The organism is uncultured Gilvimarinus sp., assembly GCF_963972205.1.
GTDB lineage: Bacteria > Pseudomonadota > Gammaproteobacteria > Pseudomonadales > Cellvibrionaceae > Gilvimarinus > Gilvimarinus japonicus.
Map to the genome: position 1 here is coordinate 167,690 of NZ_CAXAUC010000008.1, position 17,449 is coordinate 185,138.

At 54.3% G+C, this 17,449-nt stretch carries 14 protein-coding genes; 10 read left to right on the forward strand and 4 right to left on the reverse strand.

All coding sequences use genetic code 11. The features are described from left to right. Positions 1-6: 6 nt before the first annotated feature. A complete protein-coding gene (locus tag AACY82_RS13230) occupies positions 7-1,317 on the reverse strand; it encodes an MFS transporter (RefSeq protein WP_339617306.1) in 1,311 nt (436 codons plus the stop codon). Between the two features lie 133 nt (positions 1,318-1,450). On the opposite strand from AACY82_RS13230, the gene AACY82_RS13235 reads away from it, so the two are divergent. Then, positions 1,451-2,092, forward strand: a complete 642-nt coding sequence (locus AACY82_RS13235) for an arylesterase (RefSeq protein ID WP_339617307.1) — start codon at positions 1,451-1,453, stop codon at positions 2,090-2,092. Positions 2,093-2,102: 10 nt separating this feature from the next. Here the strand turns inward: AACY82_RS13235 and recJ are convergent, their stop codons facing one another. Further along, positions 2,103-3,836 carry a single-stranded-DNA-specific exonuclease RecJ gene (recJ, locus tag AACY82_RS13240; protein WP_339617308.1) on the reverse strand — a complete coding sequence of 578 codons (1,734 nt, stop codon included), beginning with the start codon at positions 3,834-3,836 and terminating at the stop codon, positions 2,103-2,105. A 187-nt stretch (positions 3,837-4,023) separates the two neighbouring features. On the opposite strand from recJ, the gene imuA reads away from it, so the two are divergent. The 4 genes from imuA to AACY82_RS13260 all read left to right on the forward strand — a co-directional run bounded on the left by imuA (position 4,024) and on the right by AACY82_RS13260 (position 9,892). Next, positions 4,024-4,704: a translesion DNA synthesis-associated protein ImuA gene (gene imuA, locus AACY82_RS13245; RefSeq protein ID WP_339617309.1), complete on the forward strand. Its 681-nt coding sequence runs from the start codon at positions 4,024-4,026 to the stop codon at positions 4,702-4,704. Between the two features lie 17 nt (positions 4,705-4,721). Continuing rightward, positions 4,722-6,119 carry a DNA polymerase Y family protein gene (locus tag AACY82_RS13250; protein WP_339617310.1) on the forward strand — a complete coding sequence of 466 codons (1,398 nt, stop codon included), beginning with the start codon at positions 4,722-4,724 and terminating at the stop codon, positions 6,117-6,119. Positions 6,120-6,130: 11 nt separating this feature from the next. After that, positions 6,131-9,199: an error-prone DNA polymerase gene (locus AACY82_RS13255; RefSeq protein WP_339617311.1), complete on the forward strand. Its 3,069-nt coding sequence runs from the start codon at positions 6,131-6,133 to the stop codon at positions 9,197-9,199. A gap of 126 nt (positions 9,200-9,325) precedes the next feature. Then, the gene (locus AACY82_RS13260) at positions 9,326-9,892 is read left to right on the forward strand and encodes a peroxiredoxin family protein (RefSeq protein WP_339617312.1); all 567 of its coding nucleotides are present in this window, start codon (positions 9,326-9,328) and stop codon (positions 9,890-9,892) included. A 2-nt stretch (positions 9,893-9,894) separates the two neighbouring features. On the opposite strand, the gene AACY82_RS13265 is transcribed toward AACY82_RS13260, so the two are convergent. After that, on the reverse strand, positions 9,895-10,500 hold the full coding sequence (locus AACY82_RS13265) for a TetR family transcriptional regulator (RefSeq protein ID WP_339617313.1): 606 nt from the start codon (positions 10,498-10,500) through the stop codon (positions 9,895-9,897). 125 nt (positions 10,501-10,625) lie between these two features. Between AACY82_RS13265 and AACY82_RS13270 the strand changes: the two genes are divergently transcribed. The 3 genes from AACY82_RS13270 to rlmF all read left to right on the forward strand — a co-directional run bounded on the left by AACY82_RS13270 (position 10,626) and on the right by rlmF (position 13,291). Next, complete coding sequence (locus tag AACY82_RS13270) at positions 10,626-11,183, forward strand: carboxymuconolactone decarboxylase family protein (RefSeq protein ID WP_339617314.1); 558 nt, start codon at positions 10,626-10,628, stop codon at positions 11,181-11,183. A gap of 188 nt (positions 11,184-11,371) precedes the next feature. Beyond that, positions 11,372-12,235 (forward strand): PA4780 family RIO1-like protein kinase, encoded by an 864-nt coding sequence (locus AACY82_RS13275; protein WP_339617315.1) that lies wholly within the window; start codon positions 11,372-11,374, stop codon positions 12,233-12,235. 102 nt (positions 12,236-12,337) lie between these two features. Then, positions 12,338-13,291, forward strand: a complete 954-nt coding sequence (rlmF, locus tag AACY82_RS13280) for a 23S rRNA (adenine(1618)-N(6))-methyltransferase RlmF (RefSeq protein WP_339617316.1) — start codon at positions 12,338-12,340, stop codon at positions 13,289-13,291. Here the strand turns inward: rlmF and AACY82_RS13285 are convergent. Then, complete coding sequence (locus AACY82_RS13285; protein ID WP_339617317.1) at positions 13,278-14,444, reverse strand: AraC family transcriptional regulator; 1,167 nt, start codon at positions 14,442-14,444, stop codon at positions 13,278-13,280. The genes rlmF and AACY82_RS13285 overlap by 14 nt on opposite strands. A 517-nt stretch (positions 14,445-14,961) precedes the next feature. Between AACY82_RS13285 and AACY82_RS13290 the strand changes: the two genes are divergently transcribed. Beyond that, positions 14,962-16,719, forward strand: coding sequence for a cellulase family glycosylhydrolase (locus AACY82_RS13290; protein ID WP_339617318.1), 1,758 nt, complete (start codon positions 14,962-14,964; stop codon positions 16,717-16,719). A gap of 198 nt (positions 16,720-16,917) precedes the next feature. After that, on the forward strand, positions 16,918-17,449 hold a 532-nt coding region (locus AACY82_RS13295), incomplete at its 3' end, for an outer membrane beta-barrel protein (RefSeq protein WP_339617319.1).

Sequence of the window (17,449 nt, forward strand, 5' to 3'; positions counted from 1 at the left end):
CGACGTTTATTGTCCGGCCTCTGGCAAACGAAAAGCCATAAAAGCACCGGCTACTCCCGCCAACGATAGCCCTAAAATAGCCACACCATAGCCAAACGCACTGGCCAATGCGCCACTGGCGCCCATTAACAACAGCACTAAGCCAATCACGCTGTTACTCACGGCCACGTAGTCGGTACGGCGGTTGCCCTCGGCCAGATCAACCACATAGGTTTTACGCCCCACACGAACGCCTTGATGGGAGATAGTCAGTAAGAAGTAAAGCAGCGGCAGAGTAAACAACTGCGATAACCCGATGTTGCTATAGTCTAACGCAAACACCACCAGCCCCAGCGCCGCACTCATACTAGCGGCAAACATCATAACCCGGCGGCTCGACACATCGGCAAAACGCCCCCAAAAAGGCGCCGACAACAAACTTGCCAAACCGCTGGCCAGCATAAAAAACCCCAACAAACTGCTTTGGGCCCCGAGGTACTGCTGGGCGAGCGCGACGTAATAAGGCGCCGTTAAGGCCGAACACAACAGCAATGCGCGAGTGATGACAAAGCGCCGAAACGGCGCATCACGGGTTAAAATCGACAGCCGCTGCCAGGCCTCGGTTAAGGCGTTAGCACCACCGCTGACTTCACCCGGGTACTCTTTAATCCCCATAAAACACAGCGCCGCTAGCGGCCAAAACACACCGGCCAGCAACAGTAATACCGTAGCCGCGCCCAATACGTTATCGGCTGGCTGATACACAATAACGCCGGTAGCCAGCGCCACAGTAACCGAGCCCGCCGCGCTGGCCGACCAACCGGTCACCCTGCCGCGACGGGTTTTGGGGATGGTTTTACCCAGTACATCTTTAGCTGCGACAGACGATAACCCCCGCGCCAAAGAAAACAGCACCAGCAGCCCAACAATACTAAAACCGGCCAAGGCGCCGCTTAACAGCATGGCCACTGCGGCCATGCCCAGCACACATAAGCCTTGCACTAGCGCGCCTAACGACCAAGCGTATTTACGAATCGGCAAACGCCTAATGTAACTGGCCAAAACCAACTGTGGCAGTAAAGAGCCCGACTCGCGGATCGGCACCAAAAAACCCAACAAATAGGCCGGTGCACTTAGCGACTCAAGCACCCAGGGCAATACAATTTTGGGGTTGGCGCAGGCGTCGCCCAGCTTTGACAAAAAGTGGCTGACAATAAGGCGAAAGAAGTTACCCGGCACTTGTTGGCAGGCCTCGGGGGCAATGGCGGTGCATACCCGAGCGTCCTCTTCATTGACTAACTTGTCGTACAGCACTTGTGTTGTTGATGATTGTTGCAAGCCAACCTCCCGATCATTACCTGGCAGAATACACGGTTCCCGTAATCTGCGACACGGCGGAATAATTGCCAGCGTTTATCCGCTGCGGTAGGCTTAGCGGCTGTACCCGACCCACCGATCAGGCAGTTTATCTATGCGCGCCACCGCTGTATTGCGTTTATTTCGCCAAGTGTTAGCCATCGGCCTGCTGCTATTTAGCAGCGTTTGTGCCCAAGCGCAGACAACACCCACTATTATAATACTGGGCGATAGCTTAAGTGCCGGCTACGGAATAGATTTAAAAGCGGGCTGGGTACAGCTATTGCGCGAGCGGATGGCGGCCGATAAGGCCACCTCGCACTATCAAATCATCAATGCGAGCGTCAGTGGCGAAACCACTCAGGGCGCTTTGGCGCGGCTGGATAAACTGTTGGCGACTCACCAACCGCAGATCGTTATTGTCGAGCTGGGCGGCAACGATGGCCTGCGCGGCCAGCCTGTTAAGCTGATGCGCCAAAACCTAGCCGAGATTATAAAAAAGTCGCAAGCCGCTAGCGCCAAAGTGTTGTTGGCGGGCATGCAAATACCACCCAATTACGGTACGCGCTACACCCAAATGTTTAGCGACACCTACCCGGCACTGGCCAAGCGATTTGACGTTGCGCTAGTACCGTTTTTTTTGCAAGACGTGGCCCTTAACCCAGCGTTAATGCAGGGCGATGATATTCACCCAAACGCCGAGGCGCAGCCCACCCTGCTTGAGAATGTATGGCCGGTTTTACAGCCGATACTCTAACCCGGCGCGACTAATTTAACGGCTCAATATAATCCAGCAACAGTTGCAGCGATTGACGGCCACGGTATTCATTCACATCCAGTTTAAAGGCGGCCCGCACATGGGTGGTGGCTGAGCTGGGCCAAACCTCTAAGTCGACATTAAAGGCAATGGCATCAATCACCGCCTGATCGTTTGCCTCCGGTGCCAGCACCAGCTTTAAATGTTTTTCACCAACGATGCGCTGCTGTACCAGTTTAAACTCGCCGTCAAACAAAGGCTCGGGAAAGTGCTGCCCCCAGGGACCGGCGGCGCGCAACTGCTGCGCCAGCGCCAAATCAAACTCGGCCTCACTTAAGGTGCCGTCGCTAAGCACCACCGCTTGCAAATCATCGTCGCTTAACTGGCGCCGCACCTCGGCATCAAAGGCGTTGGCAAACGCGGTAAAATCTTCTTTGGCAAGGCTCATGCCCGCCGCCATGGCGTGACCACCAAACTTATGCAACAGCTCTGGGTGGCGCGCGGCTACGGCATCCAGCGCATCGCGAATATGCAAGCCGGGTATCGAGCGCGCCGAGCCTTTAATACTGGCGCCATCGTCGGCATCGGCAAAGACAATCACCGGCCGGTGGTGGCGATCTTTAATGCGCGAGGCGAGAATTCCGATAACCCCTTGGTGCCATCGGGCATCGTATAAACACAAACCCCACGGCAGCTCGCCACCCTCGTCTACGTCTAAACCGTCCAGCATTTGCAGTGCCTCACGCTGCATACCGCTCTCGATGGCTTTGCGGTCGCGGTTAAAATCATCCAACGCCACCGCCAACTCCCGTGCGGCCATTAAATCGTCACTCAACAAGCACTGAATGCCGATACTCATATCATCGAGCCGGCCGGCCGCGTTTAAACGCGGCCCCAAAGCAAAGCCTAAGTCGGCCGCCACTAAACGCTCGCGGCCACGGCCGGCCACCTCAAGCAGCGCTAAAATACCGGGCCGGGCAGCGCCGGCGCGAATGCGCTGCAAACCTTGCTCGACTAAAATACGATTGTTGTGGTCCAGCGGCACCACATCGGCCACCGTACCCAGTGCGACTAGATCTAAGTACTGCGCCATATTGGGCTCTTTGATGCCCGCTTCAGCAAACCAACCAATACTACTCAACTCGCGCCGCAGAGCATTCAGCACATAAAAAATCACCCCGACGCCAGCCAAGTTTTTACTGGGGAAGTCGCAGCCCGGCTGATTGGGATTAACAATCGCCTCGGCCGTTGGCAGCTCGGCACCGGGCAAATGGTGGTCGGTAACCAACACCGCAATACCCAGCGCTTGCGCGGCAGTAACGCCCTCTACGCTGGAGATCCCATTATCCACCGTGACAATTAAATCCGGCTCGCGCTCGGCCGCTACCGCGACAATCTCGGGCGTTAAACCATAACCGTACTCAAACCGGTTGGGCACTAAAAAATCAACCTGATGAGCCCCCATCGCTTTTAGCGCCAACACCGCTAAAGCCGAGCTGGTGGCACCGTCGCAGTCAAAGTCGCCGACAATTAAAATACGCGCATCGGCCACCACGGCATCGGCCAATAAGCTGGCGGCCTCGGGCAGGCCTTTCATGGTGGGCTTGAGTAGCTCTTTTAGCGTTAGCGCCAATTCGCGCTCATCGCGCACACCGCGGGCGCTGTATATTCGCCTCAGCAGTGCCGGTAGCTGGTCGCTGTTAAATTCAGCCTGTGCGGTACGTTGTTTAATCAATTTTTTCACAGAGATCTCAACTCCAGTTTCTGCAAGGCGCCATTGTAAGGTCGTGCCCAAGGTATTACTACCGTGGTTCAGCTCGCGCCGCAAAGGTGGCGGTCGGCACAAAAGCCGCCAACCTCATTACCTTGTTGCAAATTCAAACCAGCGCCTATACTGTATATAAATACAGTTTTTGTTAGGATTTACCCAGATGCCCTCTCTCGACGAGTTATTACAACAGCGCACCGTATACCGGGGGCGCCAGTTAGCCCCTCCGGCACCCGTGCGCCCGTCGGGTTTTGCCCCCCTAGATCGCGTGCTGGGTGGCGGGCTTCCCGCTGTGGGGGTTAATCGCCTGCAAAGCCCCACAGGCATTGGCGAGCTGCGCTTATTGCTGCCCTATTTATTGGCCGAGCCTACCCGGGGCAAGCTACTGGTTTTTATTAACCCACCGGGGCGCCCCTACCCAGACTTTTGGTATAACGCCGGGGTTGATTTGAGTGACGTACAAGTACTCCACACCACTGACACCAAGCAGGCCCTGTGGAGCGCCGAACAGTGCCTGCAAAGTGGTTGCTGCTTGTCGGTGCTCCTGTGGCAAAACAACCTTGAGGTTAGTCAGCTCAAGCGATTGCAGTTAGCCGCTATTGAGGGGGGCGCCAGTTTATGGTGGCTACAACCACCCAGACGTGAAAACATCTCTTTGCCACTTCATTTAAGCCTGCTGCTACAGGCCTCCAGCATTGGCATACAAGCCACGATAACCAAACGCAAAGGCGGTTGGGCCACCGCCCCGATCACCCTAGACTGGCGCGAGCGCTGGCCCGAACAAACCATTGCTCCACTGCCCGCCAATGTCCGTCCGCTGCCCTCCAAGCGGCGGCGGGCGTAAGCTACGGATATTGCGCCATGTTGTGGCTTTACTTGCACTTTCCGGCCCTGCAGCTAGACAGCCTGCCCGCCACCGGGCAACCGCGGGCAATCGCCTGCAACCGCAGGCATGTGCTAGTGCAAATAAATCGGGCCGCTCAGGCAGAGGGCTTACAGCTCGACATGGGGCTGGGGCTTGCCAGCTCTTTGTGCCGGAACTTAGAGGTGCACCCATACCAAGACGACTTTGCCCCGCGCCGCCTACAAGAACTCGCCCAGCGGCTGTATTTGGTATCGGCCGATATTATGCTGTTTAACCCCGATGGTTTACTGCTAAAAGCCAGCCCTATGCTGCGCTATTACCACGGCCTCAAGCACTACTGGGCAAGCCTGCAGCACGAGCTGTTGGGCGAACGAGTACAAGCTTGTGGCGCCACTGACACCCAACCTCTGGCCGCGCGAGCGCTAGCCCGTGCAGGTATAGAGTGTATCGGCGGCGACCGACAACCGCCACGCTGGCACGCACTAGCGCTGGCACACAGCGACTTACCCGGCAAAGCGATTAATCAATTGCAGCGCATTGGTGTCTCGAATTTGGGCGAGCTTGTCCGTTTACCGCTTACCGAGTTGGCCGACCGGCTGGATAAAACCAGTATTGATTACGTGCAAAAGCTTACCGGCCGCAAGGTCTACCCCACCCGTTTTTTTACCCCCGCAGCACGCTTTACACGCTACCGCGAGCTTGAGTGTGAGGCCGACACCACGGCACCACTAATGGCACCTTTAGCGCGCTGCCTAAACGCACTGGAGGATTTTTTACAAACCCGCGATCACGTCACCGCCACACTAACCCTGCAGCTACTGCGGCGTGACCGGCCCGCCATCCACCTCAAGATTAACGCGGCCCAAGGTGAGCGACGGGCACACACTTGGCAGCAGCTAATCGAGCTCAAGCTGGCATCCCTAACCCTTGATGCACCGGTTTACGCCTTTCGCATAAGTGCGGCACAAAGCTACCCGCGGGCAAAGCTAGTAGAGGATTTATTTAACGCCCAGACCGGTCAGTTAGAGCGCGCCGAGCTGTTGAGTTTATTAGAGGCCAAGCTCGGCCCTGACGCACTGTTACAACCGTCTTTAAACAATGATCATCGCCCCGAGCAACGCGCCAGCTGTGCCGGCAATCGGCTAACCGGCGACTCTGGCACACCGATGCAACAGCGGCCCAGTTTATTGCTGGACACCCCCAAGGCCACCGCCGAGCCTTTAAGTATTATTCACGGCCCCGAGCGCATCACCACAGGCTGGTGGGACCAGGCACCAGTGATGCGCGATTATTATATCGCCCGCAACCGCGCCGGCTGCTGGTTGTGGGTATATCGGCCACTGCAGCGCAGCGGCTCAGACCGCAACTGGTACATTCACGGCTACTTTAGTTAACGCGCCCCGCTATGCACTACGCCGAGTTGTTTTGCCAAAGTAATTTTTCGTTTTTACAGGGCGCCTCGCACCCCGAGGAGCTTATCCTGCGCGCCTGCGAGTTGGGCTACCGAGCGCTGGCCATTACCGATGAGTGTTCGGTGGCTGGGGTCGTCAAGGCCTACACCGTTATTAAAGAGCACAAATTGCCTATTAAGCTGATCGTGGGCAGCTACTTAAAAGTGGACAATGGTTTAAGCCTCGTTGCTCTGTGCAACAACCGCAACGCCTACGCCGAACTGTGCCGTATTATTACCAACGCCCGCCGACGTGCCGAGAAAAACCACTACACATTAACCCAGTGGGACATCGCCTCGTTAAAGCACTGCTTACTTATATGGCTACCCGGCCATAACCCGGCGGATAAAGAACACGCGTTGTGGCTCGCCAAATATCACCGAGAGCGCCTGTGGTTAGGTGTACAGCGCCACCTCACCAATAACGAATCACACAGAACCGCACACACCGAACAACTGGCCAGGCAACACCAACTGCCACTGGTGGCTTGCGGTGGTGTGTTAATGCACCACTGCGAGCGACTGGCGCTGCACCAAGTGCTAAGTGCCCGGCGTTTGGGTGCTCAGGTTGCCGATGCGGGCAGCGTTTTACCCAGCAATGCCGAGCGCAGCTTGCGCAGCATCGACAAACTTTACCGTTTGTTTAACCCGCGCTGGATGCAAGAGACACTACGCATAGCAGAGCGCTGCCAATTTGATTTAGGCACTCTGCAATACGAGTACCCCACCGAGGTCGTCCCCGTCGGCCACACCCCCATGAGCTATCTGCGACAACGGGTAACAGAGGGCTGCGGTAAGCGCTTTGGCGATACGGTGCCCGAGCACATTCGCCCGCTGATCGACAAAGAGCTCAGGTTGATTGAAGAAATGGGCTACGCACACTTTTTTCTGACCATTGATGACATCGCCCGCTTTGCCCGCAGCCAAAATATTTTGTATCAAGGCCGTGGTTCATCGGCCAACTCGGTGGTGTGTTACTGCCTAGAAATAACCGCGGTTGACCCGCGCAATATTCAAGTATTGTTTGAGCGGTTTATCTCTAAAGAGCGTAACGAGCCGCCGGACATTGACGTCGATTTCGAACACGAAAGGCGCGAAGAGGTTATTCAGTACATTTACCAAAAGTACGGCCGCGAGCGCGCCGCATTGGCCGCCACTGTGATCAGCTACCGCTTTAAAAGCGCGGTGCGCGAGGTAGGCAAAGCACTCGGCTTTAGCGATGTGCAGCTGGACTTTTTTATTAAAAACGTCAACCGACGCGACCAACACACGCCGTGGCAAACACAGTTGTGCGACCTTGGCTTAGACTCGGACTCTCACACCGGGCGCTATTTTTTTACTCTGGTAGAAACCCTGATCGGGTTTCCCCGGCATTTGTCGCAACACGTGGGCGGGTTTGTTATCTCCAGCGGCCCCTTGTATGAATTAGTACCCGTCGAAAATGCTGCCATGGCCGAGCGCACCGTCATCCAATGGGATAAAGATGACCTTGAGAGTTTGGGGCTGCTTAAAGTGGATGTGCTCGCCCTTGGCATGCTCAGCGCGATTCGCAAATGCCTGGATTTAGTCCACAACCATTACGGCAAACGCCATGAGCTTTATGATATTACCGCCCACATGGACGACCCTGCGGTATATCGGGACATTCAAAACGCCGATACGATAGGTATTTTCCAAATCGAGTCGCGCGCCCAAATGTCGATGCTGCCGCGGCTAAAGCCCGCCTGTTACTACGACTTAGTCATCCAGATTGCCATTGTCCGGCCCGGCCCGATTCAGGGTGGTATGGTGCATCCATACCTAAAACGCCGCGATGGTTTAGAGGCGGTAGAGTATCCCTCTGCCGATGTAAAAACAGTGCTCGCGCGCACCCTGGGCGTACCTATTTTTCAGGAGCAAGTGATTCAGCTGGCCATGTTGGCCGCCGGCTTTACCGGCGGCGAGGCCGACCAATTGCGTCGCGCCATGGCCAGCTGGAAAAAAACCGGGCAGCTTTTGAAGTTTAAAGATAAGTTGATTAACGGCATGCTTGAGCGCGGTTACCAGCAGGAGTTTGCCGAGCGATTGTTTGAACAAATTTGTGGCTTTGGTGAATACGGCTTTCCCGAGTCCCACTCGGCAAGCTTTGCGTTATTGGCGTACGCTTCGGCCTGGCTCAGGCACTACTACCCCACCGCCTTTTACACTGCGCTGCTCAACAGCCAACCCATGGGATTTTATTCGCCATCACAACTGGTACAAGATGCTGTGCGCCGCGGCGAAGAGGTTTTGCCCGTGTGTGTTAATCACTCCTTTTACCACCACTGCCTGGAGCCTAACAGCACCGGCTGGGCCATTCGTTTAGGTTTACGCCAAGTAAAAGGATTAAACCAAAGCGCCGCCGCTCAGTTAATCGCCAAACGCGGCGCGGGGTTTAGCCAATTGACTGAGCTAAAGCAACTCGAGCTGGGCAGCGGCGCTCTAGAAGCGCTGGCCAGCGCCGATGCGTTGCGTGCGCTGGCCGGTCACCGCTACCAGGCCCGCTGGCAACTGATGCAACAGCAGCAAGATTTAGTCACTCAAGGTAAGCCCAGCAGCCAATACCTTAACGAGCTTAAAAAACCCACAGAAGTACAAAACCTGTTTGAAGACTACATCAGCGTCGGGCTCAGCTTAAGCCATCATCCCATCGAGCTATTGCAAAGCAATGGCCAGCTGCCCGCCTTTACCCTCGCCCGCGACTTAATCCACAAGCACCACCAATCTTTGGTCACCGTCATTGGGGTCGTCACTGGCCGCCAAAGTCCGGGCACCGCAACCGGCGTTACCTTTGTCACCCTTGAAGATCACACCGGCAATGTAAACGTAGTCGTGTGGGCGGCCACCGCTCAAGCACAGAAACGAGCTTTTTTAAGCTCGCGGATTTTAAAAATTAACGGTATTGTTGAGCGCGAAGGGCGGGTAATACATGTCATTGCAGGAAAGCTCACCGATTTAAGCTCTTTACTCAGTGAGCTGAACGCACCATCTAGAGACTTTCATTGACACAGTATTAACCAGTGCACGGCCAGCAAGCCTTCACCGGCCGTAAAAATGGATGAACAGCGCACACATCCAACACGCGAACTGCTGCGTACTATAAGCAGCCAACTATAAACCATGGAGATCGGCATGCGCCTTTCCGCACCCTGCCAAGGGATCAATTTTCGCACCAAAGACGTTCACGGCAAGCCGTTCCAACTCAGTGACTACAAGGGAAAGCGGGTCATGCTGTCGTTTTTTCGCGATGCCGGCTGTCCATTTTGTAACCTCCGGGTGTATGAGCTAACCCACAAATACAAACACTGGCAAGATCAAAACCTTGAAGTTATCGCCGTATTCAGCGACACGTCTGCGCAAGTGCGCCGCTACGTCGCTAAACATCCGCGCCCTTTTACCATGCTCGCAGACCCTAAGTTGCAGCTGTATAACCGCTACGGTATCGAGCACTCAGGCTCAGCATTACTAAAGGCCCTGCTCTTTAAATTTCCGCGCATTGTAAAAGGCATTTTCAAAGGTGGCCGCCCCAGCAACAACCCTCACGTAAAAATTGTCCCGGCCGATTTTTTGTTAACCGAAGATGGCCGTGTCGCAAAGGTATGGTATGGCCGCGACACCAGTGATCATATTCCACTGACCGAGGTACAAAGGTTTATCGATGAGGGCCGGTTAACACCATCGGTCAGCCGCGCCAGTTAACGCTAATGAACCGCGCGATAGGGACTAAAGATAGAGTCAATATCGTCTAATAACTGCTGTAGCTGTTGCTCGTTCGCGCCGCTTTGGGCAAATGAGCGCACCCCCATCACTTGGGTTTGCAGCAGCCGCGCCATACGTCGGCAATCTACATTCGCGCGCAGCTCACCAGCGGCTTTTGCCTGCTCTAAGGCATCGGTAAAACCTTGCTCCACTTTACGCAATAACAATGTGGCTTTGCCCCGCAGCGGGTCTTCATCGTCGGTCGATTCCAGCAACGTTTTTACCACCATACACGCTGGGGTGGTAACGCCCGCGTCGCTATCGCGCCCCAACAGTAGCCAGCGCAAATACGCCATCACCCCGGGTAAAACGCCGCCCGTGGCACCAATGTGCTCCTCTACATCCCGCTCCATAGCGGCGGTATAGGCATCCAGCGCCTCCAAAAACAAGCCCTGCTTACTGCCAAATGCCGCATACAAACTACCCGGACGCATATCCAGCTCGCGCTCAATATCTTTGAGTGAGGTGGCGTAATAACCACGCCGCCAAAATAGCGCTATCGCCGCGTCTATCGCGGCCTTTCGATCGTATTGGGCTACTCGTGGCATAAGGTACCTACCGCTAACAATTTCATTAAATTTGAACGACTGCTCAATTATATATTGAATGATAGCTTAATAACAGTTACCGTAGATCTCGTTATTGAGCAATCATTCAAATTAGGAGCAACCCTATGACTGACTTTACCTTGCACACACTGGACACAGCCTCCGAAGAGGCGAAACCGCTGCTTGAAGGCTCAAAGAAAAGCTTTGGCATGATCCCCAATCTGCACGCCGTCATGGCTGAGGCACCGGGGCTGCTAGAAGGTTACCAAACACTGCACCGCCTAGTGCTGGAGTCGAGCTTTAACAACGACGAGAAGACCGTCGTATGGCAAAGCGTTAACGTAGAACACGGCTGCCACTATTGCGTGCCAGCCCACAGTGGTATCGCCCGCTCGATGGACGTCGATGAAGCCATTGATAACGCTCTGCGCGATGAGAAACCACTGGATGACGCGAAACTAGAGGCGCTGCGAACTTTCACCTTAAACGTGGTGCGCAATCGCGGTAATGTGGACGACTCAGCCGTACAAGCGTTTTTTGACGCCGGCTATGAAAAACGCCAGTTACTGGAGGTCGTGCTCGTGGTATCGCAGAAAGTCATGAGTAATTACGTCAATCATATCGCCGAAACCCCTATCGACGAACCCTTTAAAAAGTTTGAGTGGTCGCCTAAAGGCTCATAAGGGCCTGCCACTAACCGCGCTGACGCGTCACAACTCCCCCTCGCCGGCACCTCAGGGTGCCGGCCACTTGCCTATCCCCCTCTAAAACAACACAATAGCGACCTGATTTGGGCAACATCGATACCCTTGCCAGCACTTACAACCATCATTCACAAACATAGCGCAACCGATTTACGACCCAACACTACATGAAAACACCCAAAAGAATTCAGCCACTGGTAGACGACGGTTTAGTTGACGAAGTTATCAGCCAGCTCATGAGCGGCAAAGAAGCAACGGTTTATAAAGTGCGCTGCGGCGACGAAATCCGCTGTGCCAAAGTCTACAAAGACGCCGCCAAGCGCAGCTTTAAAAAAGCCGTGCAATACCAAGAGGGCCGTAAAGTACGCAACAGCCGCCGCGCCCGCGCGATGGAAAAGGGCTCTAAGTTTGGCCGGCAACAGCAAGAGGACACTTGGCAAAACGCCGAGGTTGACGCCTTGTATAAAGTGGCCGCAGCCGGCGTGCGCGTGCCCAAACCCTACGGTTGTTTCGATGGCGTGTTATTGATGGAGTTAATTACCGATGATGAGGGCGACGTCGCGCCGCGCCTAAACGACGTTGGCATGTCCGCCGAGCAAGCATTAGAAGACCACGCCGTGGTAATGCAAGATGTGGTTAAAATGCTCTGCGCCGGGTTAATACACGGCGATTTATCGGAGTTTAACGTGCTGGTGGATGAATACGGCCCAGTGATTATCGACCTGCCACAAGCGGTTGATGCCGCCGCCAACAACAATGCCAAAAGCATGCTTGAGCGCGACGTGCGCAACATGACCGAATACTATGGCCAGTTTGCCCCAGAGCTGCTCACCACCCGTTACGCCGACGAGATGTGGGCACTGTACGAAGAGGGCGAGCTGCAGCCGGACACCCAGCTCACCGGTGAGTTTGACGACCCAGAAGACAGCGCCGATGTCGACTCAGTGCTAGAAGAAATTAAAGCCGCGCTGGAAGAAGAGCAAGAGCGCCAAGAGCGCATACGCGCGGCAGACAGCGATGACGACGATTAACAAGCGGGGGTGATACACCGCGCGAACCCCGCAAAGCGACTGCCCAATGCGTTGTGCACCCAGGTGTTACACTGTTAAAAACTCAACCTCGGACACCTTTCTGTGAGTACCCCCCGGCCCCCAACTCCCCGCACCCGCCCGCAAAAAGCCAAGGGCCTACACCCGCGTAACCTGCACAACGGGCCCTACGATTTTACGGCACTCAGTAAAGCGCACCCCGAGCTGGCCCGCTTTGTTGCCAGCAACCAACACGGTAACCTCGGAATCGATTTTGCCGATCCGCAGGCAGTCAAGCACTTAAACGCGGCGCTGCTGCGTCATCACTATCAGGTCCAACAATGGGATATTCCGGACGGCGCCCTTTGCCCGCCGGTTCCGGGGCGCGCCGATTACATTCACTATGTTGCCGAGTTGCTCGCAAGCTCGGCGGGGGCCACGCGCTCACGCGCTCGCGATATCAGTTTGCTTGATATCGGCACCGGAGCCAGCGGCATTTACCCACTGCTGGCCAGTCAGATATACGGCTGGCATTGTGTCGCCAGCGATATTAACCCCCAATCGATCGAAAACGTCGCCACTATTATCGCTGCCAACCCCGCCCTAAAAGCGCTCATTAGCGTGCGCCAGCAAACTGATAAAAATCAATTTTTTGCCGGCATCATCCAACCGGGTGAGTATTACGATGTCAGCGTTTGTAACCCGCCGTTTCATGCCAGCGCTGAAGCAGCCTTAAAAGGCAGTGTCCGCAAGCTCGGCAACCTAGCGCGCAACCGCGGGGAACAAACCTCTACCACCGCCACTTTAAATTTTGGCGGGCACGGAGCCGAGCTGTGGTGCAAAGGCGGTGAACGGTTGTTTCTTAAAAAGCTAATAAAAGAAAGCCAAACCTTTGCCAGCCAATGCCGCTGGTTTACCAGCTTGGTCTCTAACGGCGAGAATGTAAAACCCTTAATAAAACTGTTACGCCAACACAGGGCGCTGGATATAAAAGAAATACCGATGACTCAAGGCCATAAAATCACACGAATTCTCGCTTGGACATTTACCGAGCGTTAGGCTTTAGATCCGAAAAACTCGCGCGCTGGCGACTCCGGTACTCTGAAGGTGTCACCCCAACCAACCGTTTAAAAAAACGCTGGAACGCCGACTGGCTGTTAAAACCGGCCGCTAGTGCCATATCCATAATCGTCATATCGGCATCAGAATCCAGCAGCCGTTTTACCTCCTCGACCCGGTAAAAATTAATAAACTCAAAAAAATTCTTTTGATAGTGCGAGTTGACCAGCGCCGAAAGCTCTCTGGGTTTTAGCTCGCACACGTCAGAAAACCGCTCTACATTAATGTGCGCATCAAGATGAAGCTTGTCATCGGTAATAGCCCGCGCAATACGTGCCAGTTTTTCATCCGCTTGATCGATTGCTCCGGCATCGGCGCGTTGCGCACCGATCTCGGGCAAAATAAGCGCTTTACGCCCACTAAACAACGCAAAAACAAACAAGCCATTAATCAGCAGTACGGTTACGTAATTGCTGACACTACCCATCATATCGTTGACTGCTGCACTGACATAACCCGACAGCCAATAGGCTATAAAGGCCCACAACCAGTGCAGTGTAAATCCGCCTAATAATAACTCCGCCCAGCGCAACTCCCACAGCGGTAAATTGCCATAGCGTTGCCGCAACTGGTGCCGTAACCGATACTCAGCCACACAACAAAGCACCGCGTAAATCAACGGTAAACACTTAAACGCGGCCCATATCAGAAGAATGATTTGCTGTTTTAACGGCGCAAGCTGAGGCCAGTTCCACGGTAACCAGTCGGCCACGGTAATCTTCATCACCAGTATCAAAACGACTGCCAGTAACGCGGGAGCACAGTGCAAGCTTACCCGCCACGAGCTAACAGCCAGCGGCCCCGTGAGCGATGCCATCGTCCAGTACAGCAGCGGCCCCTGTAATAACAAGCCACAGGCCAGTAATGAAGTGACTAATACAGAATCTGAAAAGTAGCCAACCTGCAGCGAGGGGTTCCAGACAATTAATGTGGCGGCGAGAATACCGGCAATCAACACGAGCAACCCCGCCAACAACCAATGTAACTGCAATCGGCTGCGGGGAAAAAGCAGCATTCCAGACGCCAAAAACAGCGATTCTAAAGCGGTAATAAGTAGCACGACTTCGTGAATATTAAATAAAAAATGCTTCATTCTTTTTATAGGCCACAGGCGACTTAACACTGGAGGTCGTCACAACGCCGACCACACAGACTTCATATGTCATTATTCTTTAGTATATAAAACCAACCTCAGCTGAATTAGCGTTTACCGGGGGCGGTTTCCTCACTACTTTTTATTTTTTTAATCCCCGACAACCATAGCGCTTTTGCAACAAGAAACCTATTAGCCTTTAACACAATTAGGCAAAACGCTTCTAATTGATTCCAGTAAAAACACTGTTACCCATCAATCATTGTCACCACAGAAAAACAAAAAAATGTTACCCCGCTTCACAGCACCGGTACAAGTTCACAGAAACCACCACCCAAGTTAAGTCACAGCACAAAGTGGGTAGCCGAACCCCCACGCAATAACGGTTAATGACGTCGGCCCTTAGGAGAGCCAATGCCCTGGCGTCACGTTTGATGCCAGCGTACTTAACCTTTGCCAGAATGCCACTGGCAAAAATCTTATCGATAATAATACCCTCAAACAGAGGTACGCGATTATGAAACATTCACTACATCAGCGGTTGTTGTTACCCGTAACCCTGGCCGCCCTATCGCTATCGGCTAGTATGACTAATGCCGACGTTGCGCCTATCTCCACCAACGGTAACCAATTACTGTTTGGCGGCGCGGTCGACAGCGTGGCCGGGCCCAGCCTGTTTTGGAGCAATAACGGCTGGGGCGGCGAAAAGTTTTACAACGCCGGTGCCGTTGCCAGCGCCCAGCAAGATTGGAACGCCGAGATTATCCGAGCCGCCATGGGGGTCGATGAACCAGGCGGCTATCTAGAAGACGCCTCCGCCAACCTCAACCGGGTGCGCGCCGTGGTCGATGCCGCGATTGCCAACGATATGTATGTCATCATCGATTGGCACAGCCACCATGCCGAGAGCTATACCCAGGCAGCGGTAAGCTTCTTTCAACAAATGGCGTCCGAATACGGTCAGCACGACAACGTTATTTACGAAATTTACAACGAGCCGCTCAGCGTATCCTGGAGCAACACCATTAAGCCTTACGCCGAGCAAGTCATCGGCGCTATTCGCGCCGTCGACCCGGATAACCTTATTGTGGTGGGTACCCCTACTTGGTCTCAAGACGTAGACGCCGCCGCGAATGACCCTATCACCAACTACAACAACATTGCCTATACCCTGCACTTTTACGCCGGCACCCACACCCAATACCTACGCGATAAAGCCCAATATGCGCTGGATATGGGTATTCCGCTATTTGTTACCGAGTGGGGCACCGTCAACGCCAACGGGGACGGCGGCGTGGCCTACAACGAAACCAATACTTGGATGGACTTTTTAAAGGCCAACAACATCAGCCATGCCAACTGGGCGTTAAACGACAAGGCTGAGGGGTCATCTGCACTGGTCACTGGCGCCAACCCCAGCGGCAATTGGGCCGACAACCAATACACCGCATCGGGTACGTTTGTGCGCGATATTGTCCGCGATTGGTCTGACGGCGACCCGGTTGATCCGGACCCAACCTGCACCCGCATTAACGTGCCCGGCACTATTGAGGCGGAATCGTTCTGTGATATGGACGGCATTCAAACCGAATCCACCACCGATACCGGTGGCGGCTTAAACGTCGGCTGGACTGACGCGGGCGATTGGACGAGCTACGAGGTTAATGTCCCGGCAGCGGGCCGCTATAAAGTCAGCTATCGCGTCGCGGCCGCACAAAATAGCGGCATGCTACAGCTTGAAGCCGCTGGCGGTTTTCCCACTTATGGCAGTATTACCACACCGGTTACCGGAGGCTGGCAATCGTGGCAAACCATTTCGCACGAGGTTGACCTACCCGCCGGCGACCAAGATCTAGCCATCGCTGTTGTCAGTGGCGGCTGGAACCTTAACTGGATCAAAATCGAACCTGCCGGCGGCTCTAGCTCTTCGAGCAGCTCCTCCTCTAGCAGCTCATCTTCCAGTAGTTCGTCGTCCAGCAGCGCGTCTGGCTGTAACACCGCCAACGCTACGTCTATCACAGGCAATACCATCACGGTGTCCGAGGGACAGTGCATTCGCTATGAACACACCTGGGGCAGCTTGCAGCTGGGCAGCTGGAGCGCCGCGGCGGGCACAACCTACGATGTCATCAACTGCAACGGTCAAGTGATTGCCGATGTCGCCCAAGTGCAAAATGGTTTTAGCGCTGTCGCCACCGGCACTAACCACTGCAACCTCTATGTTTACGTTAAACAAGCACCCACCAGTTTTGACCTGCAATTTGGCAGCTGGTAACCCCTCTCAACCAAGCTGTATCCTCACCGATACTATGTGGGGCCTGATCCAGGCCCCTTTTTTATGGCTGCACAATAAAGTTCAATGCTCAGCTCACCACTCGGATTACGGTGCTAATATAATGCTATGGGCTGGTGCTGGCTAACGGTTCCGGAACATATAGATACTACGCACTTACGTGGACTTAGAGGACGAGCGATGATCGTAATAAAAGGAACAGTAACCGCAGCGGTAGCGAGTGTTTTGGCACTTAGCTCAACAATGGCGACGGCTGACCGCGGTAATAAGTATGAGTTTTCATTACAGGTGCCCTACCTGTATGACGAGAGTATCGACTTTGACGGCGGCGCCAGCGTCAAGGTGAATTCGGACGCCGGTTTTGGCTTTAGCGCCGGCTACAACTATTCAGACAATGTAAACCTACGGGGCAGCTTTACCTGGAACTCCACCAGCTACGACGCCGCACGTGTTTTGGATGATGGCAACAACACCGTCGAACCCTTTGGCGGCGTGTTTGACTCTTTTAGCGCCAGTTTAGTCGGTGACTACTACTTTTTAGAAGGGCCTTTTACCCCGTTTGTCAGCGCCAACTTGGGCTGGACCGCCGTAGATAGCAATATTGCCGCTGGCCCACCTAACGAGACCGTAGAAATACATTTTTCACAAACATACACTACAGCCGTCTTCTTTGATTTTTGTTTGATCATCATTCAACCACATTCGCTTAACA

Bases quoted from the DNA above. Each gene is read 5' to 3' on its own strand.
- AACY82_RS13235 (WP_339617307.1), top strand. From the start codon at position 1,451: ATGCGCGCCACCGCTGTATTGCGTTTATTTCGCCAAGTGTTAGCCATC.
- imuA (WP_339617309.1), top strand. From the start codon at position 4,024: ATGCCCTCTCTCGACGAGTTATTACAACAGCGCACCGTATACCGGGGG.
- AACY82_RS13250 (WP_339617310.1), top strand. From the start codon at position 4,722: ATGTTGTGGCTTTACTTGCACTTTCCGGCCCTGCAGCTAGACAGCCTG.
- AACY82_RS13255 (WP_339617311.1), top strand. From the start codon at position 6,131: ATGCACTACGCCGAGTTGTTTTGCCAAAGTAATTTTTCGTTTTTACAG.
- AACY82_RS13260 (WP_339617312.1), top strand. From the start codon at position 9,326: ATGCGCCTTTCCGCACCCTGCCAAGGGATCAATTTTCGCACCAAAGAC.
- AACY82_RS13265 (WP_339617313.1), bottom strand. From the start codon at position 10,500: ATGCCACGAGTAGCCCAATACGATCGAAAGGCCGCGATAGACGCGGCG.
- AACY82_RS13270 (WP_339617314.1), top strand. From the start codon at position 10,626: ATGACTGACTTTACCTTGCACACACTGGACACAGCCTCCGAAGAGGCG.
- AACY82_RS13275 (WP_339617315.1), top strand. From the start codon at position 11,372: ATGAAAACACCCAAAAGAATTCAGCCACTGGTAGACGACGGTTTAGTT.
- AACY82_RS13285 (WP_339617317.1), bottom strand. From the start codon at position 14,444: ATGAAGCATTTTTTATTTAATATTCACGAAGTCGTGCTACTTATTACC.
- AACY82_RS13290 (WP_339617318.1), top strand. From the start codon at position 14,962: ATGAAACATTCACTACATCAGCGGTTGTTGTTACCCGTAACCCTGGCC.